This window comes from Klebsiella sp. Q11 (assembly GCF_964241505.1).
GTDB classification, from domain to species: domain Bacteria; phylum Pseudomonadota; class Gammaproteobacteria; order Enterobacterales; family Enterobacteriaceae; genus Klebsiella; species Klebsiella michiganensis.
Genome location: NZ_CAXSXW010000015.1, coordinates 95091 through 120242, shown reverse-complemented (window position 1 = coordinate 120242; position 25152 = coordinate 95091). Strand labels below are relative to the sequence as shown.

At 57.5% G+C, this 25152-nt stretch carries 23 protein-coding genes; 8 read left to right on the top strand and 15 right to left on the bottom strand.

Annotation, left to right across the window (positions count from 1 at the left end; genetic code table 11):
• Nucleotides 1-33 precede the first annotated feature (33 nt).
• Together ACESQ2_RS22095 and ACESQ2_RS22090 are read left to right on the top strand one after the other, a co-directional pair.
• The gene (locus tag ACESQ2_RS22095; RefSeq protein ID WP_373171286.1) at nt 34-750 is read left to right on the top strand and encodes a response regulator transcription factor; all 717 of its coding nucleotides are present in this window, start codon (nt 34-36) and stop codon (nt 748-750) included.
• The gene (locus ACESQ2_RS22090; RefSeq protein ID WP_186006477.1) at nt 747-2219 is read left to right on the top strand and encodes an ATP-binding protein; all 1473 of its coding nucleotides are present in this window, start codon (nt 747-749) and stop codon (nt 2217-2219) included. The genes ACESQ2_RS22095 and ACESQ2_RS22090 overlap by 4 nt, the downstream gene beginning before the upstream one ends.
• Before the next feature lie 709 nt (nt 2220-2928).
• On the opposite strand, the gene artJ is transcribed toward ACESQ2_RS22090, so the two are convergent.
• From artJ to ACESQ2_RS22060, 6 genes are all read right to left on the bottom strand, one after another.
• Nucleotides 2929-3660, bottom strand: a complete 732-nt coding sequence (gene artJ / locus ACESQ2_RS22085; protein ID WP_046877695.1) for an arginine ABC transporter substrate-binding protein ArtJ — start codon at nt 3658-3660, stop codon at nt 2929-2931.
• Nucleotides 3661-3834: 174 nt separating this feature from the next.
• Nucleotides 3835-4503: an arginine ABC transporter permease ArtM gene (gene artM, locus ACESQ2_RS22080; RefSeq protein ID WP_014228606.1), complete on the bottom strand. Its 669-nt coding sequence runs from the start codon at nt 4501-4503 to the stop codon at nt 3835-3837.
• On the bottom strand, nt 4503-5219 hold the full coding sequence (gene artQ, locus ACESQ2_RS22075) for an arginine ABC transporter permease ArtQ (RefSeq protein WP_004100599.1): 717 nt from the start codon (nt 5217-5219) through the stop codon (nt 4503-4505). The genes artM and artQ overlap by 1 nt, the downstream gene beginning before the upstream one ends.
• A gap of 6 nt (nt 5220-5225) precedes the next feature.
• A complete protein-coding gene (gene artI, locus ACESQ2_RS22070; RefSeq protein WP_004130868.1) occupies nt 5226-5957 on the bottom strand; it encodes an arginine ABC transporter substrate-binding protein ArtI in 732 nt (243 codons plus the stop codon).
• A 19-nt stretch (nt 5958-5976) separates the two neighbouring features.
• On the bottom strand, nt 5977-6705 hold the full coding sequence (gene artP, locus ACESQ2_RS22065) for an arginine ABC transporter ATP-binding protein ArtP (RefSeq protein WP_004111834.1): 729 nt from the start codon (nt 6703-6705) through the stop codon (nt 5977-5979).
• Nucleotides 6706-6932: 227 nt separating this feature from the next.
• Complete coding sequence (locus ACESQ2_RS22060) at nt 6933-7448, bottom strand: lipoprotein (RefSeq protein ID WP_004849391.1); 516 nt, start codon at nt 7446-7448, stop codon at nt 6933-6935.
• Nucleotides 7449-7565: 117 nt separating this feature from the next.
• Here ACESQ2_RS22060 and ACESQ2_RS22055 point away from each other — a divergent pair, with 117 nt between their 5' ends.
• Both ACESQ2_RS22055 and ACESQ2_RS22050 read left to right on the top strand, forming a co-directional pair.
• The gene (locus ACESQ2_RS22055; protein ID WP_373171285.1) at nt 7566-7889 is read left to right on the top strand and encodes a heavy metal-binding domain-containing protein; all 324 of its coding nucleotides are present in this window, start codon (nt 7566-7568) and stop codon (nt 7887-7889) included.
• Nucleotides 7886-8716 carry an N-acetylmuramoyl-L-alanine amidase gene (locus ACESQ2_RS22050; RefSeq protein ID WP_014228608.1) on the top strand — a complete coding sequence of 277 codons (831 nt, stop codon included), beginning with the start codon at nt 7886-7888 and terminating at the stop codon, nt 8714-8716. Before ACESQ2_RS22055 ends, ACESQ2_RS22050 begins: the two co-directional genes overlap by 4 nt.
• On the opposite strand, the gene ACESQ2_RS22045 is transcribed toward ACESQ2_RS22050, so the two are convergent.
• The 4 genes from ACESQ2_RS22045 to poxB all read right to left on the bottom strand — a co-directional run bounded on the left by ACESQ2_RS22045 (nt 8713) and on the right by poxB (nt 14141).
• A complete protein-coding gene (locus ACESQ2_RS22045) occupies nt 8713-9726 on the bottom strand; it encodes an NAD(P)-dependent oxidoreductase (RefSeq protein ID WP_009653274.1) in 1014 nt (337 codons plus the stop codon). The genes ACESQ2_RS22050 and ACESQ2_RS22045 overlap by 4 nt on opposite strands.
• Before the next feature lie 96 nt (nt 9727-9822).
• The gene (locus tag ACESQ2_RS22040; protein ID WP_373171283.1) at nt 9823-11256 is read right to left on the bottom strand and encodes a DUF2867 domain-containing protein; all 1434 of its coding nucleotides are present in this window, start codon (nt 11254-11256) and stop codon (nt 9823-9825) included.
• A gap of 10 nt (nt 11257-11266) precedes the next feature.
• On the bottom strand, nt 11267-12268 hold the full coding sequence (gene ltaE / locus ACESQ2_RS22035) for a low-specificity L-threonine aldolase (protein ID WP_032694256.1): 1002 nt from the start codon (nt 12266-12268) through the stop codon (nt 11267-11269).
• Between the two features lie 154 nt (nt 12269-12422).
• Nucleotides 12423-14141: a ubiquinone-dependent pyruvate dehydrogenase gene (poxB, locus tag ACESQ2_RS22030; RefSeq protein WP_046877697.1), complete on the bottom strand. Its 1719-nt coding sequence runs from the start codon at nt 14139-14141 to the stop codon at nt 12423-12425.
• A 152-nt stretch (nt 14142-14293) separates the two neighbouring features.
• Here poxB and ACESQ2_RS22025 point away from each other — a divergent pair, with 152 nt between their 5' ends.
• A complete protein-coding gene (locus ACESQ2_RS22025; protein ID WP_014228613.1) occupies nt 14294-14728 on the top strand; it encodes a DoxX family protein in 435 nt (144 codons plus the stop codon).
• Nucleotides 14729-14767: 39 nt separating this feature from the next.
• On the opposite strand, the gene hcr is transcribed toward ACESQ2_RS22025, so the two are convergent.
• The 4 genes from hcr to aqpZ form a co-directional block, all read right to left on the bottom strand.
• Entirely contained in the window at nt 14768-15736 is a 969-nt protein-coding gene (gene hcr / locus ACESQ2_RS22020; RefSeq protein ID WP_014228614.1) for an NADH oxidoreductase, read from the bottom strand.
• Nucleotides 15737-15746: 10 nt separating this feature from the next.
• Nucleotides 15747-17399, bottom strand: coding sequence for a hydroxylamine reductase (hcp, locus tag ACESQ2_RS22015; protein ID WP_025108293.1), 1653 nt, complete (start codon nt 17397-17399; stop codon nt 15747-15749).
• 145 nt (nt 17400-17544) lie between these two features.
• Nucleotides 17545-18444, bottom strand: a complete 900-nt coding sequence (locus tag ACESQ2_RS22010) for a lysine exporter LysO family protein (protein ID WP_014837946.1) — start codon at nt 18442-18444, stop codon at nt 17545-17547.
• 125 nt (nt 18445-18569) lie between these two features.
• Entirely contained in the window at nt 18570-19265 is a 696-nt protein-coding gene (gene aqpZ, locus ACESQ2_RS22005) for an aquaporin Z (RefSeq protein WP_014228617.1), read from the bottom strand.
• A 382-nt stretch (nt 19266-19647) separates the two neighbouring features.
• On the opposite strand from aqpZ, the gene ACESQ2_RS22000 reads away from it, so the two are divergent.
• The 3 genes from ACESQ2_RS22000 to macB all read left to right on the top strand — a co-directional run bounded on the left by ACESQ2_RS22000 (nt 19648) and on the right by macB (nt 24540).
• Nucleotides 19648-21306 (top strand): ATP-dependent endonuclease, encoded by a 1659-nt coding sequence (locus tag ACESQ2_RS22000; RefSeq protein WP_032748892.1) that lies wholly within the window; start codon nt 19648-19650, stop codon nt 21304-21306.
• Between the two features lie 175 nt (nt 21307-21481).
• On the top strand, nt 21482-22597 hold the full coding sequence (macA, locus tag ACESQ2_RS21995) for a macrolide transporter subunit MacA (RefSeq protein WP_014228619.1): 1116 nt from the start codon (nt 21482-21484) through the stop codon (nt 22595-22597).
• Nucleotides 22594-24540, top strand: a complete 1947-nt coding sequence (gene macB, locus ACESQ2_RS21990) for a macrolide ABC transporter ATP-binding protein/permease MacB (RefSeq protein WP_025108294.1) — start codon at nt 22594-22596, stop codon at nt 24538-24540. Before macA ends, macB begins: the two co-directional genes overlap by 4 nt.
• Before the next feature lie 68 nt (nt 24541-24608).
• Here macB and cspD read toward each other — a convergent pair whose 3' ends face one another.
• Nucleotides 24609-24839 (bottom strand): cold shock-like protein CspD, encoded by a 231-nt coding sequence (gene cspD / locus ACESQ2_RS21985; RefSeq protein WP_004100627.1) that lies wholly within the window; start codon nt 24837-24839, stop codon nt 24609-24611.
• Between the last annotated feature and the right edge of the window lie 313 nt (nt 24840-25152).

Sequence of the window (25152 nt, the reverse complement as noted above, 5' to 3'; positions counted from 1 at the left end):
TAATCAGAACGTAAGAATAGCGGAGTGCTGCCGGTGGCAAAAAAAATCCTGTTGGTTGAAGATGATGAAGATATCGCCGCGCTGCTGCGCCTGAATCTGCTGGATGAGGGCTATCAGATTGTCCACGTGGCGGACGGAGCCCAGGCCCTGCGCCTGCTGGAAAAAGAGCTTTGGGATGCGGTGATCCTCGACCTGATGCTGCCGGGCGTAGACGGTCTGGAAATTTGTCGGCGCATTCGTCAGCAAACCCGCTATCTGCCGGTGATTATTATCAGCGCTCGCGCCAGCGAAACCCAGCGGGTACAGGGGCTGGAGATGGGAGCGGATGATTATCTGGCCAAACCGTTTTCGATTCTCGAACTGACCGCCCGGGTCAAAGCGGTGTTCCGTCGTCAGGAGGCGATGGGGCAGAATCTGCTGATGGATGCCGGCCGTATCGCCAGCCATGGTTTAAGCATTGACCCCTTGTCGCGCGACGTTAAGCTGTGCGGCGAGACGGTGGATCTGACGCCGCGCGAGTTCGACCTGCTCTACTACTTTGCCCGCCATCCGGGGGAGGTCTTTTCCCGCCTTGAGCTGCTTGATCGGGTGTGGGGCTATCAGCACGACGGCTATGAGCATACGGTCAATACCCATATCAACCGCCTGCGCACCAAAATTGAGCGCGACCCGGCGGAGCCGGACATCATTCTGACCGTCTGGGGAAAAGGCTATAAATTTGCCGTGGAGCGCAAAGAGGCGCAGCCATGATCCGCCGTCTCAGCCTCAGCCAGCGCCTGGCGCTGGTGTTTACCTCACTGCTGCTGCTCTGTGCCGTAGCCGTTTGTCTGATCCAGCTGTACAGCAGCGCGCAGTACGGCAATGTCATGGTCCAGCGTCTCTCCGCCGGGCTGGCGCAGCAGATCGCCGCCCGCGAGCCGCTGTTGGACGCTCAGGGGCAGGTTGATCGCCGGATGCTGAAGCCGCTTTTTGATCGGCTGATGACCTTCAATCCCAGCGTGGAGCTGTATCTGCTTTCGCCCGACGGCGAGCTGCTGGCCGACGCCGCGCCGCCGGGGCATATTAAGCGCCAGCGCATCGATCTGGCTCCGGTGCAAACGTTTCTTTCCGGCGGCGCCTGGCCGGTGTACGGCGACGATCCGCGCAGCCTTGATAAGCAAAAGGTGTTTAGCGTGGCGCCGCTGCGCCAGGACGGCCAGCTGCGCGGCTATCTCTACATTATCCTGCAGGGCGAAACCTTTAATGAACTGGCGGCGAGCGCCTGGCAGAAAACCTTGTGGAGCCTGCTGCTGTGGACTCTGCTGCTGGTGGCCGGTCTCGGCGGGCTGGCGGGCTGGCTTGCCTGGTTCTGGGTAACGCGCCCGGTGCGTCAGCTCACCGCGCTGGTGGCAACCGACGGCCAGGACAGTATTCATGCGATCAAGGCGCTGGCGGCGCAAACTCCGGAGGTGAACCCGGGGAATGAAGTGGCCGTGCTGCATAATCGCTTTATTGAACTGGCCCGCCAGATTGCCGGGCAGTGGGACCGTCTGGCCGACAGCGATCGCCAGCGGCGAGAATTTGTCGCCAATATCTCCCACGATTTACGCACGCCGCTCACCTCTTTGCTGGGATATCTGGAAACGTTAAGCCTGAAGGCCGATCGCCTGACGATGGAGGAGAACAAGCAGTATCTGAATATCGCCCTGCGCCAGGGAAACAAGGTCCGCCATCTTTCTCAGCAGCTGTTTGAGCTGGCTCGCCTGGAGCACGGAGGGATTAAGCCGCAGCCGGAAACCTTCGTGCTGGCTGAGCTGGTGCAGGATGTCGCGCAAAAATTCGACCTGGCAATCGCGACGCGCAATATCGGTTTACAGCTGGATCTGGCCACCGGGCTACCGCCGATAACGGCGGATCTCTCGATGATTGAACGGGTGCTGACTAATCTGCTCGATAACGCCATTCGCCATACGCCGGAAGGTGGGCTTATCCGCCTGACGGCGCGTCGCTCAGGGCCGGAATTTATCGTCGAGGTGGCCGATAGCGGACCGGGCGTTGCCGGTGAGCTGCGGGCAACCTTGTTCGAACGGCCTTCGGTGCTTGAACCTGGCGCGCAAAGCGCATCACGAGGGGGACTGGGTTTGATGATTGTGCGACGGATGCTGCAGCTTCACGGCGGCGATATTCGCCTGCTTGAAGCGCCCGCAGGGGCCTGTTTCCAGTTTACCCTGCCGGTTTAAGGTGGCGGATTGGCCGATCGGGATACCGGTCTATCGCCGTCTGCGGGCCGATAGCCCGGGTAAGGCGTTTACGCCGCAGCCCGGGTAGTGCGCCGGGATTGAGGCTTTGGTGCGGCTTCGTCCCGGGCCGCGCTGCGCTTGCCCGGGCTACGGGGCCACGGCTGTCTGCGGGCCGGTAGCCCGGGTAAGGCGTTTACGCCGCAACCCGGGGAATGCGCCGGGGTTGAGGCTTTGGTGCGGCTTCGTCCCGGGCCGCGCTGCGCTTGCCCGGGCTACGACTGTCTGCGGGCCGGTAGCCTGGGTAAGGCGTTTACGCCGCAGCCCGGGGAGTGCGCCGGGATTGAGGCTTTAGTGCGGCTTCTTCCCGGGCCGCGCTGCGCTTGCCCGGGCTACGGGGCCACGGCTGTCTGCGGGCCGGTAGGCCGGGTAAGGCGTTTACGCCGCAGCCCGGGAAATGCGCCGGGATTGAGGCTTTAGTGCGGCTTCTTCCCGGACCGCGCTGCGCTTGCCCGGGCTACAGGGCCACGACTGTCTGCGGGCCGGTAGGCCGGGTAAGGCGTTTACGCCGCAGCCCGGGGAATGAGCCGGGATTGAGGCTTTAGTGCGGCTTCTTCCCGGGCCGCGCTGCGCTTGCCCGGGCTCCGGGGCCACGGTTGTCTGCGGGCCGGTAGCTCGGACAGGCGCGTCAAGCGCCGCCTCCGGGAAATGCTTACTCCGGGAACCACTGCTTGTTGATTTTCTCGTAGGTGCCGTCGGCTTTAATCGCCTTCAGCGCGGCGTTCAGTTTTTCCAGCAGCGCTTTGTTATCCGGGCGTACCGCAATGCCGAGGCCGGTACCGAAGTACTGCGCGTCGGTGACTTTCGGCGTTGCCGCACCCAGCTGCGGGTTGGTTTTCAGCCACTCGTTGACCACGGCGGTATCGCCAAACACCCCATCAATACGGCCATTTTTCAGGTCGATAAACGCATTCTGGTAGCTATCGTAAGCCACGGTTTTTACTTCCGGATGTTTATCCTGCAGGTATTTCTGGTGCGTGGTGCCGTTTTCCATCCCGATACGCTTACCTTTCAGATCGGCAAAAGAGTGGAAGGCATCTTTCTTCGAGATAACCAGCGCGGAGTTAGCGTAGTACGGGTCGGTAAACGCCACCTGCTTGCTGCGCTCCGGGGTAATGTCCATGCCGGAGATGACCGCATCATATTTCTTGAATTTGAGCGCCGGGATCAGGCTGTCGAAGGCATGGTTGGTAAACGTACACTCAGCCTGCATCTGCTTACACAGCGCGTTTGCCAGATCGATGTCGAAACCGGCGATCTGGTTATTGGCGTCCATCGATTCAAACGGTGGGTAAGTTGCAGAAACACCAAAGCTGATTTTTTCTGCGGCAGCGGCGCCAAAGGCGAAAGTGCTAAGCAGTGCGGCCAGAACTAACTTTTTCATTGTGGAACTCCCGTCGGTCAATCTTATGATGTTGTGCCGTGTCTGCGGCTGGGAGTAACAATGCCACTAAATGAATTTGTATTCAATAATCATGGATATTTATTTTAATCAAAATAAAAAAAAGACGGATAATTCAGTGAGCTTATCCGTCTTGGTTTGGCTTTTTATGCGTTTTTAATTGCGTCGCTCAAAGGCCAGCGCTTTATGTTCCACCAGGCGCATCAGCAGCGTCAGCAGGCCATTGACCACCAGATAGACAATGCCGGCGGCGCCGAACACCATCACATCATAGGTACGTCCATAGAGCAGCTGGCTGTGACCCATCACTTCCATCAGGGTAATGGTGTAGGCCAGAGACGTACTCTTGAACACCAGTACCACTTCGTTGGAGTAGGAGGAGAGGGCGCGTTTAAAGGCGTACGGCAGCAGGATCGCCAGCGTATCTTTCTTACTCATTCCCAGCGCGCCGCAGGATTGCCACTGGCCATCCGGGATGGCGCGAATGGCGCCATAAAACAGCTGCGTGGTATAAGCGGCGCTGTTGAGAGAAAGGGCGATCAGCGCGCAGAGCCAGGGCTCGGAAATCAGATGCCAGAGTACCGGATACTCCTGCAGCGACGGGAACTGTCCCGGGCCGTAGTAAATCAGGAAGATCTGCACCAGCAGCGGCGTGCCGGTAAACAGCGTGATATAGCCGCGCACGATCCACACCAGCCCCGGCGTTTTTAGCGTCAGAATGATGGTGAAGATCAGCGACAGAATCAGCGCCACGACGATAGAGGCTGCGGTCAGCGTCAGGCTGGTATGCAGCCCTTTTAGCAGTTCGGGTAAGTAATCAAGCATCAGCCTGGTCTCCGTTCGAAGCGCGTCGCACGCTGGTCAATACGTTTCAGAATGTACTGACTCAACAGGGTGATGACCAGATAGATTGCCGCCGCGATGATATACCAGTTAAACGGCTCCTGGGTTCGGGTGGCGATGCTTTTAGTTTGCAGCATCAGATCGTTGACGCTGATCAGGCTCACCAGCGCGGTATCCTTCAGCAGCACCAGCCACTGATTGCCGAGTCCCGGCAGCGCGTGGCGCCACATTTGCGGCATCACTAAGCGAAAGAAAATAGCGGCTTTCGATAATCCCAGCGCCTGACCGGATTCCCATTGCCCCTGCGGAACGGCTTTAAGCGCCCCGCGCAGGGTCTGCGATGCGTAAGCGGCATACAGCAGAGAAAGCGCGATAGCCCCGCAGAGGAACGGACTGACGTCGAAGTTTTCAATCTGCATCTGTACCGGGATCTGCACAATGCCGAGATTGATCGTAAAACCGTCAGAAAGGGTCAGCAGCAGCTGTGAGGAACCAAAATAGATAAACAGAACCACCAGAATTTCCGGTAGTCCGCGCAGAAGGGTGACAATGCCGGTTGCGAGCCAGGCGACCGGACGCAGCTTTACCGACTCGAGGACGGCAAACAGCATCGCCAGCACCAGGCCGATGATCAGGGCGCAAACGGCAAGGCCGACGGTCATCCCGGCGGCGCTTGCTAATGGAAAAAATTCGTTCATTCAGCGTTACTTCTGGAACCATTTGTTATAGATAGACTGGTAAGTCCCATCGCTTTTCACTTTTTCCAGCGCAGCGTTAAATTTCTGCTGCAGTTCGGTATTGCCCTGGCGCAGCGCAATGCCGAGACCGGTGCCGAAGTAGTCTTTATCGGTCACCTTGTCGCCCACCGCGGCCAGCTTCGGATTGCTCTTCAGCCATTCGGTCACCACGGCGGTATCGCCGAATACGGCATCAATACGGCCGTTCTGCAGGTCCAGCTTCGCATTCTGGTAGCTGTCGTAAGGAACGGTCGTGATTTCCGGGTGTTTGTCGGTGATGAATTTCTGGTGAGTGGTGCCGTTCTGCACGCCGACTTTCTTGCCTTTCAGGGCGTCAATGCTGGTGAATTTACCCTGCTGGCCGACGAACAGCGCGGAGTTTTCATAGTACGGGGTGGTGAACAGCACCTGTTTTTCACGCTCAGGAGTGATGTCCATCCCTGCCATGACCGCGTCGAAACGGCGGAACTTCAGGCTGGGGATCAGGCTGTCGAAAGCCTGGTTGGTAAAGGTGCAGGTGGCATCAATCTCTTTACACAGCGCGTTCGCCAGATCGACATCAAAGCCGACAATTTTGTTATTGGCGTCGATCGATTCAAACGGAGGGTAGGAGGCCTCGGTAGCGAAACGAATGGTCTGGGCTGCGGTAGCGGAGAGGCTCATGCCCGCAAGAAGAGCGGCAATCAGTACTTTTTTCATCGTCATTTCCCCGAAAACATCAATGTGAAAGATAGTTTTTAAACGCGTCGGTCTGCGGATGCGCGAAGCAGCCGGCATCACCTTGTTCAACGATATGGCCATTTTCCATATAGACCACGCGGCTGGCTGTTTTGCGCGCCACTTCCACTTCGTGGGTGACGATAACCTGCGTAATACCGGTTTCAGCCAGTTCGCGGATAATACTGACGATCTGGGCGGTGATTTCTGGATCGAGCGCCGCCGTGGGTTCATCGAACAGCAGAACCTGCGGTTCCATCATCAGGGCGCGGGCTATGGCGACGCGCTGCTGCTGGCCGCCGGAAAGATGCAGCGGGTAGCGATCGCTATAGGGTTTCAGGCGCAGACGTTCGAGCAGCTTTTCAGCGCGGGCGAGAGCCTGATCTTTGCTCAAACCGAGCACGCGGCAGGGAGCTTCAATCAGATTTTGCTGCACGGTCAGATGCGGCCACAGATTGTACTGTTGGAACACCATACCCACGTTCTGGCGCAGCTCGCGAATGGCTTTGTCAGAAGGCGCTTTGGTAAAGTCGAAATGATTTCCGGCGATATGCAGCGTACCGGAACGCGGCATCTCCAGCAGATTAAGGACGCGCAGCAGCGAGCTTTTACCGGCACCGCTTGGGCCGAGCAGCACCAGCGTTTCCCCCTGCGGGCAATCCAGCGTGATGTCGAACAGCGCCTGGTGTGCGCCGTAGAAGCAATTAATGCCGTTTAATTTTATGCTCATCTGGGCAGTCTGATACATATAGCAATTGAGGCCGCAAATAGTACCTTTGGCAGAATAGTTATGCAATATTTATGCGTTAAAAGTTAAATGTAAACCATGTTTACATTTAAAGTTAGCACAAAATATGGCTTCGTGAAGGTGGGATAAGTCAATGTCGGCATTACCAGCGGAGATGCCGACATTTTACCGGGGTTATTTCATTCGGCCCGAGCGGCCCAACGCCTGGATTAGCGTTTTTCCAGACTCTGACGCAGGGTGCCCGCCGGCGCATGGGCGTTGTTGCCGAGGTAGCGCACGTCATCCACGGCCCAGCACTGGCCTTCCTGAATCATCAGCACTTCGTCTTTCCAGCTTTGGGTGCCCTGTTTCAGCTCCACGCGCAGGGGAATATTGCGCGCGTCGCGATTAGGGATGGTGGAGGCGCTGGCGACATCGGCGCTGTCGGCTGGCGTTGTGCTACTGGAGAAAAGATTTGACTGCAGCAGGGCGTTGTTAGACGGGTCCTGACGCGCGTCGTTCAGCAGTTTTGCCAGACCGTCGCTCAGGTATGGGCGCAGCGCGGTTAAATCGCTGTTGCGGTGCTGTACCTGATAGTCATAAAACTTCTGCGCTACGTCATCCGGGCCGCCTTCGATGCAGGGGCCGCTGCGGGTGCCGTTATCTTTGTACGCAGGCGTGACGGTAGTACAGGCGCTGAGCGCCAGCGCGCAGGGGAGGACTAATGCAAGAACTTTGTAGCGCATGATGATTTCCTTATGAGCTCACTACGTTAGAATATCTTTTCAAGCATAGTGTATCAGATAGGGATTGTGCTTGACCCTTAGAGCTAACGCATTGAACGCTAAAGAAGGAGTTTCATCATGCAATTTTCCACCACTCCGACCCTCGAAGGTCAGCCCATCATTGAATACTGCGGCGTCGTCACGGGGGAGGCGATTCTGGGCGCCAACGTATTCCGCGATTTTTTCGCCAGCATCCGCGATATCGTCGGCGGTCGTTCCGGCGCCTATGAAAAGGAGCTGCGTAAGGCCCGTGAAATTGCGTTTGAAGAGCTGAGCGAGCAGGCGAAGGCGCTGGGCGCCAATGCGGTGGTCTGGATTGATATTGACTACGAAACCGTCGGTAAAGATAGCAGCATGCTGATGGTCAGCGTTAGCGGCACCGCGGTGAAGACCCGCCGATGAGAACTTGCCGGGCAGGCGTACTGCTGGCGCTGCTGCTGGCGGGCTGCGCCAGCGAAAAAGGTATTATCGATCGCGATGGCTATCAGCTGGATACGCGCCATCCGGCGCAGGCGGCATATCCGCGCATCAAAGTGCTGGTGATTCACTACACCGCCGACGATTTCGACGTTTCGCTGGCGACGCTGACGGATAATCAGGTGAGCTCTCACTACCTGATCCCGGAGAAACCGCCGCTGCACGGAGGTAAACCGCGGATCTGGCAGCTGGTGCCGGAAGAGGAACTGGCCTGGCATGCGGGCGTCAGCTTCTGGCGCGGCAGCACGCGCATTAACGACACTTCGATTGGCATCGAGCTGGAGAACCGCGGCTGGCAAAAAACGGCGGGGGTGAAAAGCTTTACGCCGTTTAATCCGGCGCAGATTGACGCCCTGATCCCGCTGGCGAAAGATATTATCGCCCGCTACCACATCGCGCCGCAGAACGTGGTCGCCCATGCGGATATCGCGCCGCAGCGCAAAGACGATCCGGGGCCGCTGTTCCCGTGGCGCAGGCTGGCCGAGCAGGGGATTGGCGCATGGCCTGATGCCCGGCGCGTGGCATTTTATCTGCAGGGCCGTCCGTCATACGAGCCGGTAGACGCCGCAGCGCTGCTGGACGTCCTGGCGCGCTACGGCTATCAGGTGACGCCGGAAATGACGCCAGCGCAGCAGAAGCGGGTCATTATGGCTTTCCAGATGCACTTCCGTCCCGCGCGCTGGGACGGGGTTGCCGATGCGCAAACCCTGGCGATAGCCGAAGCGCTGCTGGAAAAGTACGGGCGCGGTTAATAGTGCAGCTTGCCGTGGTCCTTCAACCACGCGGCGGTGCGGAGAATCCCTTCATCCATCGTGATGACCGGCTGATAGCCTAGCTCCTGCTGGGCGCGGGAGATATCAAGAGTAAAATCAAAGTTCAGCTTAGAGACGCCGTAGTGGGTAAAGGCGGGCTCTTTCGCTGACTTATTGCCAAAGCGCTCCATGCTGCGGGCGATGATATCCAGCATGGGATAGGGAACCGAACGGATGCGGCACTTAATCCCCAGCTCGTCGATGAGCTTCTGCACAATGCTGTGCAGGGTTTGCGGTTCGCCGTTAGTAATGTTGTACGCGCGGGCCGAGGGCAGAAGGTCACTCTGCGGCTGGCTGGCGAGCCACATCGCGTGTACCGCGTTTTCATAGTAGGTCATATCCACCAGCGCGCTGCCGCCGCGCGGCAACAGGACGCTGCCGTAGTGCTGCATCATCTGCGCCAGGCGCGGGATAAACACTTTATCATGCGGGCCAAACAGGCTTTGCGGACGCAGGATTGTAAAACGGGTATTTGGGTTGGCCTGCGCCAGCAGATTGATCACATCTTCGCTTGCCGCCTTGCTGCGGGCGAATTCGTTGGCGAAACGCTGCGGGCGGAAATCCTCCGCAACATCGCGATGATGGTGATAATCAAAATAGAGCGACGGCGAAGAGATATGCACGAAGTTGCGCACGCCCCAGGCAACCGCCCACTCGCCGAGACGCCGGGTCGCGCGCACGTTAGCTAAATCGAAGGCCTGCTGGGTGCCCCACGGCGAGGTAAAGCTGGAACAGTGCCACAGGGTATCGATACCGGCGAGCATCACTTTGGCCTGCGAAGAGACCAGCTCGGTTAAGTCCGCAGGGACGAACTCTGCGCCCATTTTGCTCAGAAGCTTGCCCATCGCTTCGTTGCGCCCGGTCGCTCTGACGCTAATGCCCCTGTTACGCAGATATTCCACCGCGTTGCGGCCCAATCCGCTGGTCGCACCGGTAACCAGTACCTTCATATCGATCCACTGTTTAACAAAAGAATTTCGTGCGCATTTTTCCGTGATTCTGACTACGATGCAATGAGAATCATGAAAGAATTCTGCACCTATACTCTATTTGATGGTGATTTGCTCCGCCAGGTGGGCGATGCGTCGCGCCATACCGCGAAAAATAAACAGATGCGCCGGGATCATCAGCAGCCAGTAGAAAAGCCCCGGCATACCGTGCGGGTGCCACCAGGCGCGCACGTCCAGTTCGCGATGATCGCCTTTATCGCGCAGGGTAAAGCTCAGGCGGCCAAGGCCGGGCGCTTTCATGCCGAATAACAGCGTCAGCTGCTTTTCCGGCTCGACGATAATCACTTTCCAGCTGTCCACCGCGTCGCCGGTTTGCAGATACGCCTTTTCCGGACGACCTTTTGCCAGCCGATGGCCGACCAGCAGGTCCATCGCCCCGCGCGTTTTCCACAGAGCGTTGCCGAAGAAATAGCCCTCTTTACCGCCAATTTGGTTGACCACCTGCCATAGCGCGGCAAGGCTTGCGGAAGTGTTAACGGTACAGCCTGCCTGTTTCGGGTAGTAGCCGTACTCTGGCCGCCAGCGGGCGAAGGCCTGCGCATCGTAGCCCCAGTCGCTGGAGTTCACCAGCTGCTCCTCTTCTTTAAGCGTAAGCCGCACCGCTTCATCAAACGCGATAAGCGGTTGAGGAATTAAGGCCCGCAGGGCCCGATCGTCGGCAATCAGATCGTGCTTTAGCCCCTGGATCAGCGCTTTGGCCGTGGTTGGCGGCACTGAGGTAATGACGTTGAGAAACCACACCGAAATCCAGCGGGTCGGGAAAGGGATGGGGATCAGCGGGCGGCGTTTGCCGCTGACCGCCATAAAGCGGATGAACTGCTGCTGATAGCTCAAAATTTCCGGTCCGGCGGCTTCAAACACCCGATGCTCGCGGGCCGGATGGTTTAGCAGCTGCAGCAGATAGTAGAGTAAATTTTCCAGCGCAATCGGCGTGGTGCGCGAGCGCACCCAGCGCGGCGGCGTCAGCACCGGCAGGTTGTAGACCATATCGCGCATCACTTCGAAGGCGGCGGAACCGGCGCCGACGATAATGCCGGCGCGAACTTCCGCTACCGGAACGCCTGATTCGCGCAGCAGATCGCCGGTGATCTGGCGGGCGCGCAGATGATCGGATTGCTCCTGCTTCTCCACCTGTAAGGAACCGAGAAAGATGACTTCGTTCACCGGCGACTTGCGCAGCGCGTCGCGAACGTTGAGGGCGACCCGCCGTTCGTGGCGGATAAAGTCCCCGCCTTCGCCCATCCCGTGCACCAGATAGTAAACGGTATCAGCCTGCGCCAGCAGGGCGGGTAGCGCGTCCGGCTGGTTTAAATCGAGCGAATAGCACTCGACGCCGGGGAGCTGCTGTTTTTTAAGCCTGTCGATGTGGCGTGCCGCCGCCAGCACGGTGAAGCCCTGCTCGCTGAGCCTTTTCACCAGATGCTGGCCGATATAACCGCTGGCGCCAAGCACCAGAATTCGCTGTGACACGCCGGACTCCTTAACGGTTTAAAAATGCCTGCCAGTGGCTAACCACCTCGGTGAGCTGCTGGCGGTTAACGTCAATATGCGTCACCAGGCGCACGATGGGCGAGGCGTTGATCAGCACCCCGCGTTCGCGCAGATACTCGCCCAGCGCGGCGGCGCGCGCTTCACCGACGCGAACAAACAGCATATTGGTATCATGACGCGTCACCTCGGCGCCGGCGGCGCGCAGCTGCTCCGCCATCCACGCGGCGTTGTCGTGATCCTCTTTTAAGCGCGCGACGTTGTTCTGCAAGGCATACAGGCCCGCGGCCGCCAGAATCCCGGCCTGACGCATCCCGCCGCCGACCATTTTCCGCCAGCGGATAGCGCGGTGAATGTACTCTTCGCTCCCCACCAGCAGTGAGCCTACCGGCGCGCCGAGTCCTTTAGACAGGCAGATGGTGAAGGAGTCGCAGTAGCGGGCGATCTCGCGCAGCGCGCAGCCGTATTCCACGACGGCGTTAAAAATACGCGCCCCGTCAACGTGCAGCCCCAGGCCGCGCTGGCGCGTAAACTCCCAGGCATCTTTGAGATATTCACGCGGCAGCACTTTGCCGTTATGGGTGTTTTCCAGCGACAGCAGCCGGGTAGGGGCGAAATGGATATCGTCCGGTTTGATTTTGGCCGCGACTTTATCCAGCGGCAGGGAACCGTCCGCTGCGGCATCGATTGGCTGCGGCTGGATGCTGCCAAGCACCGCCGCGCCGCCGGCTTCGTAGAGATAGTTATGCGCGCCCTGGCCGACGATATACTCTTCGCCGCGCTGGCAGTGGCTGAGCAGGGCGACCAGGTTGGCCTGGGTGCCGCTAGGCAGGAAGATAGCGGCCTCTTTGCCCGCCAGGTCGGCGGCAAAGCGCTGGAGTTCGTTAACGGTCGGGTCATCGCCATATACGTCATCCCCGACCGGGGCGGCCATCATGGCTTCCAGCATGGCGCGGCCCGGACGGGTAACGGTATCGCTGCGTAAATCTATCATGTCATATCCTTATACACTTCATCCTTCGCGCTGCCCCGGCGTTGGCTGCTCCCTCAAACCCCGGTCACAGAGTTATCTCTGCGCCCGGGGGTTTTCGGCCTTGCCGCCTTGAGGCAACACGAATAATTTTGCGTATGAATTGAAAAGGATATTTTTACCTTAGCCAGTTAGTTTTCGCCAGTTCGATAACTTCGTCGCCGCGGCCGCTGATAATCGCGCGCAGCATATAAAGGCTGAAACCTTTGGCCTGCTCCAGTTTAATTTGCGGCGGCATCGCCAGCTCTTCACTGGCGACGACCACATCTACCAGGACCGGGCCATCGGTAGCGAAAGCGGTTTGCAGCGCTTCATCAACCTCTGACGCGCTTTCAACACGTATGCCCTTGATGCCGCACGCTTCGGCGATGCGGGCAAAGTTGGTGGCGTGAAGTTCAGTGCCGTCTGTCAGATAGCCCCCGGCCTTCATCTCCATCGCCACGAAGCCCAGGACGCTGTTATTGAAGATAATGATCTTCACCGGCAGCTTCATCTGCGCCAGCGAGAGAAAATCCCCCATCAGCATGCTGAAGCCGCCGTCGCCGCACATTGCCACAACCTGACGGTCAGGGGCGGTGGCCTTCGCACCGATGGCCTGCGGCATGGCGTTAGCCATTGACCCATGGTTGAACGATCCGAGCAGGCGGCGCTTACCGTTCATCTGCAAATAGCGCGCGGCCCAGACGGTCGGCGTACCCACGTCACAGGTAAAGATGGCATCGTCGTCGGCATAGTGGCTGATGCGCTGCGCCAGATACTGCGGATGAATTGTTTTTTCGCTGGGCTTCGCCAGGTCATCAAGCCCCTTGCGCGCGTCGCGATAGTGTTCCAGCGCTTTATCGAGGAACTTACGGTCGGTTTTCTCCTCAAGATGCGGCATCAGCGCGCTGAGGGTCGATTTAATATCGCCGACCAGCGCCATATCCACTTTACTGTGGGCGCCAATACTGCCGGGATTGATATCAATCTGAATGATTTTCGCGTCCGTCGGGTAGAAAGCGCGATAGGGGAACTGGGTGCCGAGCAGCACCAGGGTGTCGGCGTTCATCATGGTGTGGAAGCCGGAGGAGAAGCCAATCAGTCCGGTCATCCCCACATCATAAGGGTTGTCGTATTCTACGTGCTCTTTGCCGCGCAGCGCGTGAACGATAGGCGCTTTGAGCTTCGCGGCGAAGTCTACCAGCTCTTTATGCGCCCCGGCGCAGCCGCTGCCGCACATCAGGGCGATGTTGCTTGAATAGCGCAGCAGCTGGGCCAGCTTTTTCAGCTCTTCTTCCGCCGGCGTCACCTGCGGCAGCGGCGCGTGGTACCAGTGGCTGCTGGCGCTTTCCGGCGCGGCTTTCAGCGCAACGTCGCCGGGAAGCACCACTACCGAGACGCCGCGGTTAATCACCGCTTTGCGCATGGCGATGGCCAGCACCTGCGGGATCTGTTCCGGGGTGGAGACCAGTTCACAGTAGTGACTGCATTCCCGGAACAGCTCCTGTGGATGCGTTTCCTGAAAATAGCCGCTGCCGATTTCGCTGGAAGGAATATGGGCGGCGATGGCCAGAACCGGAACGTGATTGCGGTGGCAGTCGAAAAGGCCGTTAATCAGATGCAGGTTGCCCGGCCCGCAGGAGCCTGCGCAGACCGCCAGTTCGCCGGTAAGCTGCGCTTCCGCCCCGGCGGCGAAGGCGGCCACTTCTTCATGGCGCGTGGGCATCCAGTCGATGGTCCCCATACGGTTCAGGCTGTCGCTTAAGCCGTTGAGCGAATCCCCGGTTACGCCCCAAATACGTTTAACGCCAGCCTGTTCAAGAGTTTTGGCAATGTATGCCGCCACGGTCTGTTTCATGGTTCTCCATCTCCTTTTTGTGATAACGCTTACAAGCTTAGATGAAACTGCCAGTTACGCTCGCTTTCACCTCTCATTTTCCGCTGGTTTTTTTCAGCGAAAACTTCGCATAATCTGAGCTCACATAAAGTGGTAAACAGGAATCATTTCAAATGGTTAAATCGCTGTTAAATGCTGTTAATAAACTGCTATCCCATGACGATTTCGGCAAACTCTTGTTACGACTTGCCGTTGGCGGGCTGATGCTGTTTCACGGGTTGCATAAGCTATTTGATGGCGTAGGGGGAATCAGCAATATGCTGGTAGCAAAAGGATTGCCGGGGTTTATCGCTTATGGGGTTTTAGTGGGCGAGGTGGTAGCGCCTTGCCTGCTGATTCTGGGAGTGCTTACGCGTCCGGCGGCGCTGGTGCTGGCGTTTACGATGGTCGTGGCCTGGCTGATGGTGGGGACGGGCAAAACCTTTGCGCTGGATGCGGTAGGCGCGTGGGCGATTGAGAGCCTGGTCTATTTCTTTGTTGGCGCGCTGGCGATTGCCTTCCTCGGGGCAGGGCGCTATGCCATCGGCGGCAATTCGGCCTGGCGGTAAACATTGCCGGACGGCGTTGCGCCATCCGGCAGCTGAGGGTTAAGCCAGTACCAAATCACCCTGCGGGTGGCAGGAGCAGGCCAGCACGTAGCCTTCAGCGATTTCCGCATCGGTTAACGTCATGGTACTGCTGACGGTATATTCTCCGGAAACCACTTTGGTTTTGCAGCAGCCGCAGACGCCTGCGCGACAGGCGACGGTAACCGGCACCTTATTGCTTTCCAGCGCTTCGAGCAGCGTGGTGCCGACCGGCGCGTAGAACGCTTTCGCCGGCTGCAGTTTGGTGAACTTCAGGCCGCTGGTAGCGGCTTCGGCTACCGGAGTAAAGAACTGCTCTTTAAAGAAACGCGTCGCGCCCAGCGCTTTCACCTCCTGCTCAACCCAATCCATATACGGCGCCGGGCCGCAGGTCATCACGGTACGAGAGGTCAGATCCGGTACGCTTTTCAGCAGATCGGTCGTCAGTCGGCCAGAAACAAAACCGTGGGTGGCATTGTTTTCAGCGACTAAGGTCACCGGATATTCGCGCCATTCGTCGGCAAAAATAACATCTTGCGGTGAACGAACGTTAAAGATCACCTGCACATCGGCCTGCGGGCGGTACTTTGCCAACCAGCGACGCATTGACATGATTGGCGTAACGCCGCAGCCAGCAGCCAGCATCAGGAACTTATCTTCAGCCTTATCTTCACAGGTAAATTCACCCATGGCATCGGACAGCCAGATATAGTCGCCGCGCTTCACGTCGCGGGTCAGCCACTGTGAGCCTGCGCCATCGTCAATCCGACGGATGGTCAGCGTGATGTACTCGCTTACTCCCGGCGTCGATGAAATGGTGTAAGCACGCAGCGTCTCCGCTGAATTACGTACGCTGACCAGTGCATACTGCCCGGCACGGTACGGATAATAGTCGTGGCACAGCAACGAAATTGTCCATACATCCGGCGTTTCCTGATGGATGTGATGAACCTGCATCCGCCATGGGCACTGATGAGTTGGCATTGTCATTCTTTACTCCTTACGCGCTCAGCAGCTGCTTCATGTCTTCTTCAACGGTGGTCACGGAACGCAGACCGAATTTCTCGTTGAGAACGGCCAGCAGGTCCGGCGTGAAGAAGCCCGGCGCCGTCGGGCCGGTGACGATATTTTTCACGCCCAGCGACAGCAGGGTCAGCAGAATAACAATCGCTTTCTGTTCAAACCAGGAGAGCACCAGAGACAGCGGCAGGTCGTTCACGCCGCAACCCAGTTTCTCAGCCAGGGTGACCGCCAGGATGATGGCAGAGTAAGCGTCGTTACACTGACCGGCATCGACCAGACGCGGTAGACCTTCGATATCGCCGAATTCGAGTTTGTTGAAACGGTATTTACCGCAGGCCAGGGTCAGGATCAGGCAGTCGTCCGGTACGCTGGTGGCGAAATCGGTGAAGTAGTTACGTTCGCCGCGCGCCCCGTCGCAGCCGCCCACCAGGAAGATATGGCGCAGTTTTTCACGGCTCACCAGGTCGATCAGCGTATCAGCCGCGCCCAGCAGGGTCTGACGACCGAAGCCAACGGTGATCAGGTGCGGGATCTCGCTGTACGGGAAGCCCGCCATCTGCTGCGCCTGGGCGATAACCGGGGCGAAATCTTCGCCTTCCAGATGATTGACGCCTGGCCAGCCGACGATGCTGCGGGTCCAGATACGGTCGTCATAGGCGCCGACGGTTGGGTCGATGATGCAGTTAGAGGTCATCACAATCGGGCCAGGGAAGCGGGCAAACTCAACCTGCTGGTTTTGCCAGCCGCTGCCGTAGTTACCAATCAGATGCTTGAATTTACGCAGTTCCGGGTAACCGTGCGCTGGCAGCATTTCACCGTGGGTGTAGACGTTAACCCCGGTACCTTCGGTTTGCTCCAGCAGGTTGTACAGATCTTTCAGGTCATGGCCGGAAATCAGAATGCATTTGCCTTCGGTCGCTTTGACGTTGACCTGAGTCGGGGTGGGGTGACCATATTTAGTGGTCTCACCAGCGTCCAGAATGCTCATCACTTTGAAGTTCATCTGGCCGATTTCCATCGAGCACTCCAGCAGCGCGTTCATATCGGCAGGCCAGGTACCGAGCCACGCCATGATTTTATGGTACTGGGCGTAGATGTCGTTGTCGTACTGACCCAGAACGTGCGCGTGCTCCATATAAGCCGCAGCGCCTTTCAGGCCGTACAGGCACAGCAGGCGCAGGCCGAGAATGTTCTCGCCGATGGCCGCTTTGTCTTTGTTCGGGGTGAATTCCGCCGCCTGGCGCTGCAGGTCGCCAAGATCGTCGCTCGCCAGCTGCAGATCGGCCATCGGGTTGTTAACCGTCGCGTGGGCATCAATGTTCAGGCACTGGGCTTTCAGCGCTTCACGCAGGGTGATGGCCTCGCGCGCATAGCCAACGATACGCGGGGAATCGAAGTTAACGTTGGTCAGCGTGGAGAAAAAAGCGCGCGGCGCAAAGCTGTCGATGTCGTGGTCGATGATGCCGTATTCACGGGCTTTAAGCGCCCAGGCGGAGAGCCCCTGCAGAGAGGCAATCAGCAGATCCTGCAGATCGGACGTTTCGGCCGTTTTCCCGCACATACCCTGCGCGTAAGAGCAGCCGTTCCCTGCCGGGGTACGGATGGTTTGTTCACATTGCACACAAAACATGGTCACACCTTTTTTAAAGTTATATTTAATATACATGTTTAAGGTTATGCCCGAGCGCGAGAAGAGAAAAGGTATTTCTGATACAACTTACGGGGAGATTGATTTAGCGCAAAATTGGCGGCAGGAGACTACCGCCAGAGAGGTATTAAGCGGAGAAGAAAGCCATCAATATGGGCACCAGCAGACTGAGAATGAAGCCATGAACGATGGCCGCCGGCACAATCTCCACCCCGCCAGAGCGTTGCAGTACCGGCAGCGTAAAGTCCATTGATGTCGCGCCGCAAAGGCCCAGCGCGGTGGAACGGCTGCGGCGCACCAGTCCGGGGATAAGCATTATCGCCAGCAGCTCGCGGGCAAGATCGTTAAAGAAGGCCGCGCTGCCAATTACCGGGCCATAGGATTCGGTCAGCAGGATCCCGGAGAGCGAATACCAGCCAAACCCGGAAGCCATGGCCAGCCCGGTTTTTAGCGGCAGGTCGAGAATAAAGGCGTTGATGATACCGCCCAGCAGTGAACTGACCATGACCACTACCGCGACAATCATTCCGCGGCGATTCAGTACGATCTGCCGCAGCGTCATGCCATTATTGCGCAGTTGAATACCGATGAGGAACAAAAGGAAGATCAGGGTATATTCGCTGGCCTCGGTGGCGTGTTGTAAAAAGGATATACCGCTCAGACCAATCATAAAACCAATAAATACCACGCCGCATAGCTGAAGGGATTCCAGAGCCATTGCCAGACGGGAGGGTAATTTTTCCTGACGATGATGATTTTGCCAGGGCATTTTTTGCTCGAGCCACATCAGGGCGGCAATATTGCACAGCAGAATAATAACGACGCTGACCGCCGCATAATGAAGGATCGCCAGGAGGTTGCTGGCCAGATTATCCAGGAAGGCCAGGCTAATACCCATAAAAAAGAGAATAACGTAGACAATCCAGCTCAGAAGTCGCGCGATGAGTTTAAGGGCTGATGGCCGATGAAGAGGAATAAGATAGCCTATAACCAACGGCAGCAGAATGATTAAAAGTCCCGAAAACATGAACGACCTGGTCCTTGCAGAATGAAAATAGCGCCCCTGACACTACCCAAATCGCCGGACTGAGTAAAGTGGTGGAAAAAAAGAAAGGCCCGGCAGCACCGGGCCTCAAGAAAAGTGGGGGAAGTTTAGCTGCGTTTTTCCAGCAGGGTGCGGTAGAGCACGCCGCCGAGAATGCCGCCGATAATCGGCATCACCCAGAATAGCCACAGCTGCTGCAGCGCCCAGCCGCCCTGAAATATCGCTACCGCGGTACTGCGCGCCGGGTTTACCGACGTGTTGGTGACCGGAATGCTGATCAGGTGGATAAGCGTTAGCGCCAGGCCAATAGCGACAGGAGCGAAGCCGGCAGGTGCGTTTTTATCCGTGGCGCCGTGAATGACCAGCAGGAAGCCGCAGGTCAGGACGATCTCAATCACAATAGCGGAGAGCATGGAGAAACCGCCGGGAGAATGTTCGCCATAGCCGTTCGATGCGAATCCGCTAGCGGCGGCGTCAAAGCCCGCTTTACCGCTGGCGACAACGTACAGAATAGCGGCGGCGATAATACCGCCGACAACCTGGGCGATAATATAACCAATCACGTCCCTGGCCGGGAAACGACCGCCGGCCCATAAACCTAAAGTTACCGCCGGGTTAAAGTGTCCGCCGGAAATATGACCGACGGCATACGCCATGGTTAATACGGTTAAACCGAAAGCCAGCGCGACGCCGGCAAAACCAATTCCCAGCTCAGGGAATGCCGCAGCCAGAACGGCGCTGCCGCAACCACCAAATACCAGCCAGAATGTACCAAAGCATTCTGCTGCTAATTTTCTAAACATAACCACCTCAATAAAAACGTAAACGCGCACGAGTTTTCGTGCCGGCCTTTATTTTCGCCACAAAGAATGACGACCAGAATAAAGCGACGCTATTCTAGGGACGATCGCCACCTTGGGACCAGTTAAATAAATTGATGTAATTTGATTTAGAACAATGCGCTGGGATTCCTTTTCATGTCGGATTTTTTAAAAGTGTAGAACAAAAACGGTTAAAAAAACGACTTTCAATGATGAATGCGTTTCTCAATTAAGTGAAGTACGGCGCATCACATTCCCCCCTGCAGCCATGAGCGATTCGCAGACGCCCGGAGTGTCATGTTGATGCTCACCTCGCTATACTGCTGATAACTGAAGGAGATAGTCGCCACTGAGCGGAGGGCATATGCATCTTGAGCGCGTAGAAATAGTCGGTTTTCGCGGCATTAACCGATTATCGTTGATGCTGGAACAAAATAACGTGCTGATTGGCGAAAATGCCTGGGGTAAATCCAGCCTGCTGGATGCCCTGACGCTGCTCCTGTCGCCGGAGTTCGACCTCTATCATTTTGTTCGGGAAGATTTTTGGTTTCCGCCCGGCGATATTCAGGGGCGCGAGCATCATCTGCATATCATCCTGACCTTCCGTGAAAATGAACCCGGTCGCCATCGGGTTCGACGCTATCGTCCTCTCAGCAGCTGCTGGGTTCCCTGCGACGATGGCTATCAGCGCGTTTTCTATCGCCTGGAGGGGGAGCTTGCCGATGACGACAGCGTGATGACTCTGCGCAGCTTTATTGATGGTGAAGGGAAAGCGCTGGAGCTTGACGATATTGATGAACTCGCCCGTCACCTGGTACGGCTGATGCCGGTTCTGCGGCTACGCGACGCCCGCTTTATGCGACGGATCCACAACGGCACCGTTCCGCACTCGCCGCAGATCGAAATTACCGCTCGCCAGCTTGATTTCCTCTCTCGCGAACTGGTACATCATCCGCAAAATTTAACCGATGGGCAGATCCGCCAGGGGCTGTCGGCTATGGTGCAGTTGTTGGAGCACTATTTTGCCGAGCAGAGCAGCGCGCAGTCGCGCCATCGTCTGATGCGCCGTCATTCACATGATGAACAGCGCAGCTGGCGCTACCTGGATATTATCAACAGGATGATCGACAAGCCCGGCGGGCGCAGCCATCGGGTGATTTTATTGGGGCTGTTTTCGACTCTGCTGCAGGCGAAAGGCACGGTAAGACTCGATCGCGATGCGCGGCCGCTCTTGTTGATTGAGGACCCGGAAACCCGGCTGCATCCTATTATGCTGTCGGTGGCCTGGCATTTGCTCAATTTACTGCCGCTGCAGCGGGTGACGACAACGAACTCCGGCGAGCTGCTGTCATTAACGCCCGTCGAGCACGTCTGTCGGCTGGTGCGTGAATCTTCACGAGTGTCGGCCTGGCGGCTGGGGCCCGGCGGGATGAATGCGGAAGACAGCCGGCGCATCGCGTTTCATATTCGCTTTAACCGCGCTTCATCGCTGTTTGCCCGCTGCTGGCTGCTGGTGGAGGGGGAGACGGAAACCTGGGTTATCAACGAGCTGGCCCGCCAGTGCGGCCATCACTTTGATGCGGAAGGGGTGAAGGTCATTGAGTTTGCCCAGTCGGGTTTGAAACCGCTGATTAAATTCGCCCGGCGAATGGGTATTGAGTGGCATGTGCTGGTGGATGGCGATGAAGCCGGGAAGAAATACGCCGCCACCGTTCGCAGTTTGTTGAATGACGATAAAATGCTGGAGCGAGACCATCTCACCGCGCTACCGGCGATGGATATGGAGCATTTTATGTACCGTCAGGGCTTCGACGATGTTTATCACCGGGTCGCGCAGCTGCCGATGAATATACCCATGAATATGCGGCGGGTGATCACCAAAGCGATTCATCGCTCGTCTAAGCCCGACCTGGCGATTGAAGTGGCGATGGAGGCCGGACGGCGCGGGGTTGACGCCATTCCGACGCTGTTGAAAAAAATGTTCTCTCGCGTGCTATGGCTGGCGCGCGGACGCGCGGATTAGCGCTGGCCGCTGTTTCTCTCTTTCTGCCGGGCTATCCATCCCGGCAGGTCTTCATCTGCATACCCTCAACTTCAGTTAAACAAAAATGAAGCGCATCTAAAAATGCGCGTTATTCTATTGCCGCATTTAGATAGAATTGTCGCGGGTTCTGCGGGTTAAAACATCAGGAATTGTTATGAAATTAAATGGAAAGCGCAGGAAAGTTTGGTGGCTGCTGGCGATTGTCGTGCTGGCCCTCGCCGTCTGGGGATGGCGAATTCTGAATGCGCCGCTGCCGCAGTATCAGACGCTGGTGGTGCGTAAAGGCGACCTTCAGCAGAGCGTGCTGGCGACCGGTAAGCTCGATGCGTTGAAAAAAGTGGACGTCGGGGCGCAGGTGAGCGGGCAGCTAAAAACGCTGCGCGTCGAGATTGGCGACAAAGTGAAAAAAGACCAGCTGCTGGGGGTTATCGACCCGGAGCAGGCGGAAAACCAGATAAAGGAAGTCGAAGCGACGTTGATGGAGCTACGGGCGCAGCTGAACCAGGCGCGCGCGGAACGTAAACTGTCTGCGGCGACGCTGGCTCGTCAGCAGCAGCTGGCGCAGCGGCAGCTGGTCTCTCGCCAGGACCTCGATACCGCCGCGACCGACTTAGCGGTCAAAGAGGCGCAAATCGGCACGATTGAAGCCCAGGTCAAACGCAATCAGGCGACCCTGGATACGGCCAAAACCAACCTCGACTACACCAAAATTCTGGCGCCGATGTCCGGAGAAGTGACGCAAATCACCACCCTGCAGGGGCAGACGGTGATTGCCGCCCAGCAGGCGCCGAATATTTTGACCCTGGCCGATCTCAGCACCATGCTGGTGAAGGCGCAGGTCTCGGAAGCGGACGTCATTCATCTTAAGCCGGGGCAAAAGGCCTGGTTTACCGTACTGGGCGATCCGCTGACGCGCTATGAAGGAACGCTGAAGGATATTCTCCCGACGCCCGAAAAGGTCAACGACGCTATTTTCTACTACGCCCGTTTTGAAGTGCCGAACCCGCAGGGCATCTTGCGTCTGGAGATGACCGCCCAGGTGCATATTCAGCTCTCAGAAGTGAAAAATGTTATTACCATCCCGCTGAGCGCGCTGGGTGAGGCCATCGGCGATAACCGCTATCACGTGCGTCTGCTGCGTACCGGTGAAGTTAAAGAGCGTGAAATCGTTATCGGCGCGCGTAACGACACCGATGTGGCGGTGGTGAAAGGGCTGGACGAGGGGGATGAAGTCATTATCGGCGAAGGTGCGGCCGGAGCGGCGAAATGACGGCGTTACTGGAACTGCGTGATATTCGCCGCAGCTACCCCTCCGGCGATGGCAACGTTGAGGTGCTGAAAGGCATTACGTTGAACATTGCCGCCGGTGAGATGGTGGCAATCGTCGGCGCGTCCGGCTCCGGGAAATCCACGCTGATGAATATTCTCGGCTGTCTGGACAAACCGACCGGCGGTACCTACCGGGTCGCGGGAACGGACGTGGCTCGCCTCAACGGCGACGAGCTGGCGCGCCTGCGGCGGGAACATTTCGGTTTTATTTTCCAGCGCTATCACCTGTTATCGCATCTCACCGCGGCGCAGAACGTGGAAGTTCCTGCGGTTTATGCTGGCGCCGAGCGCAAAGCGCGCCTGGCCCGGGCCCATGAGCTGCTGGTTCGGCTGGGGCTGGGCGACAGAGCTGAATATCAGCCTTCGCAGCTCTCCGGCGGCCAGCAGCAGCGGGTGAGTATCGCCCGCGCCCTGATGAACGGCGGGGAAGTGATTCTGGCGGATGAGCCAACCGGTGCGCTGGACAGCCGCTCCGGCGAAGAGGTCATGGGGATACTTCACCAGCTAAAAGCGCAGGGGCATACGGTGATTATCGTCACCCATGATCCGCAGGTGGCGGCCCAGGCGGAGCGGGTGATTGAGATACACGACGGTGAAATCGTGCGTAATCCGCCCGCGCTGAGTCCGGCGCAAGGCGGCGTACTGCGCCAGCGCACGGCGGCCGAACCGTCGGCGTGGCGTCAGTTCAGCAGCGGCTTTCGCGAAGCGCTGATCATGGCCTGGCGCGCGATGGCGGCGAATAAAATGCGTACGCTGCTGACGATGCTCGGGATTATTATCGGCATCGCATCTGTGGTGTCGATTGTGGTGGTGGGCGATGCCGCGAAGCAGATGGTGCTGGCCGATATCCGCGCCATCGGCACCAATACCATTGATGTATATCCCGGCAAGGATTTCGGCGATGACGATCCCCGCTATCAGCAATCGCTCAAGTACGACGATCTGCTTGCTATTCAGAAACAGCCGTGGGTGAGCTCGGCGACCCCGGCGGTATCAAAAAGCCTGCGCCTGCGGGCGGATAACATCGACGTTGCCGCCAGCGCCGAGGGCGTGGGGGCGCAGTACTTTAACGTCTACGGCATGACCTTTAGCGAAGGCAACACCTTTAACGAGCTTCAGCTAAATAGCCGCGCGCAGGTGGTGGTGCTCGACAGCAACGCGCGCCGACAGCTATTTCCGCACAAAGCGCGGGTCGTCGGCGAAGTGATTCTGGTCGGCAATATGCCCGCGACGGTGATCGGCGTGGCGGATGAAAAACAGTCAATGTTCGGCAGCAGCAAAATTCTGCGCGTCTGGTTGCCCTATACCACGATGGCTGGCCGGGTGATGGGGCAGTCGTGGCTGAATTCCATCACCGTGCGCGTCAATGAAGGCTACGACAGCGCGGTTGCCGAGCAGCAGCTGTTGCGTCTACTGGAACTGCGTCACGGTAAGAAAGATGTTTTCACCTGGAATATGGACAGCATCTTGAAAACGGCGGAACGGACCACACATACATTACAGCTGTTTCTTACGCTGGTGGCGGTGATTGCGCTGGTGGTCGGCGGGATTGGCGTGATGAATATTATGCTGGTCTCAGTCACCGAACGCACGCGGGAGATCGGTATCCGTATGGCGGTCGGGGCGCGGGCCAGCGATGTCTTACAGCAGTTTTTGATCGAGGCGGTGCTGGTTTGCCTGGTCGGCGGGGCGCTGGGCGTCACGCTTTCGCTGCTGATTGCCTTTGTATTACAGCTGTTTTTACCCGGCTGGGAGATCGGTTTTTCACCGTTGGCGCTATTGACCGCGTTTTTATGCTCCACGCTGACCGGGGTGCTGTTTGGCTGGCTACCGGCGCGCAATGCGGCTCGACTGGACCCCGTCGACGCCCTGGCGCGCGAGTAGCGATAAAAAAATGCCAGTCAGAAGGACTGGCATTTTGCTGGCGGGATGTACACAATGAAGCAAAAGAGTTATGCGGCTGTTTCTGTTTCTTCAGCTTCAACAGGGACAATCACGCTGGCGTGGTTACCTTTTGGCCCCTGGTGAACATCAAACCGAACCGCTTGTCCGGCTTTTAGCGTTCTGTAACCATCCATCTGGATGGTCGAGTAATGGGCGAAAATGTCTTCGCCGCCGCCCTCAGGGCAGATAAAACCGAACCCTTTGGCATTGTTGAACCACTTAACAGTACCCATTTCCATACTTCGACATCCTTCGTAAATCTTATAAGTAAGATGGAATGAACCGGTAGTGGAGTGACGAGTTGTTCATTTGCTCGCCAACTCTCGCCACTACAATTTAGAGAAATCAGGAAATGCGTCAAGCGATTGACGCCAGGGGACGGTGAAAAATGCGTCAAAATTTGAAGCAGTTAACGCTATTGCCGGGGAATGTGACAGACGTCGCGGATGGAAGTAATAGATGATAATTATCTATGATCTATTGTAGATTTGTGATGTGCATAGCCTCTGGTCATCGACAGGCCACCGCCTGTTGGCAACAGCAACCGATGAT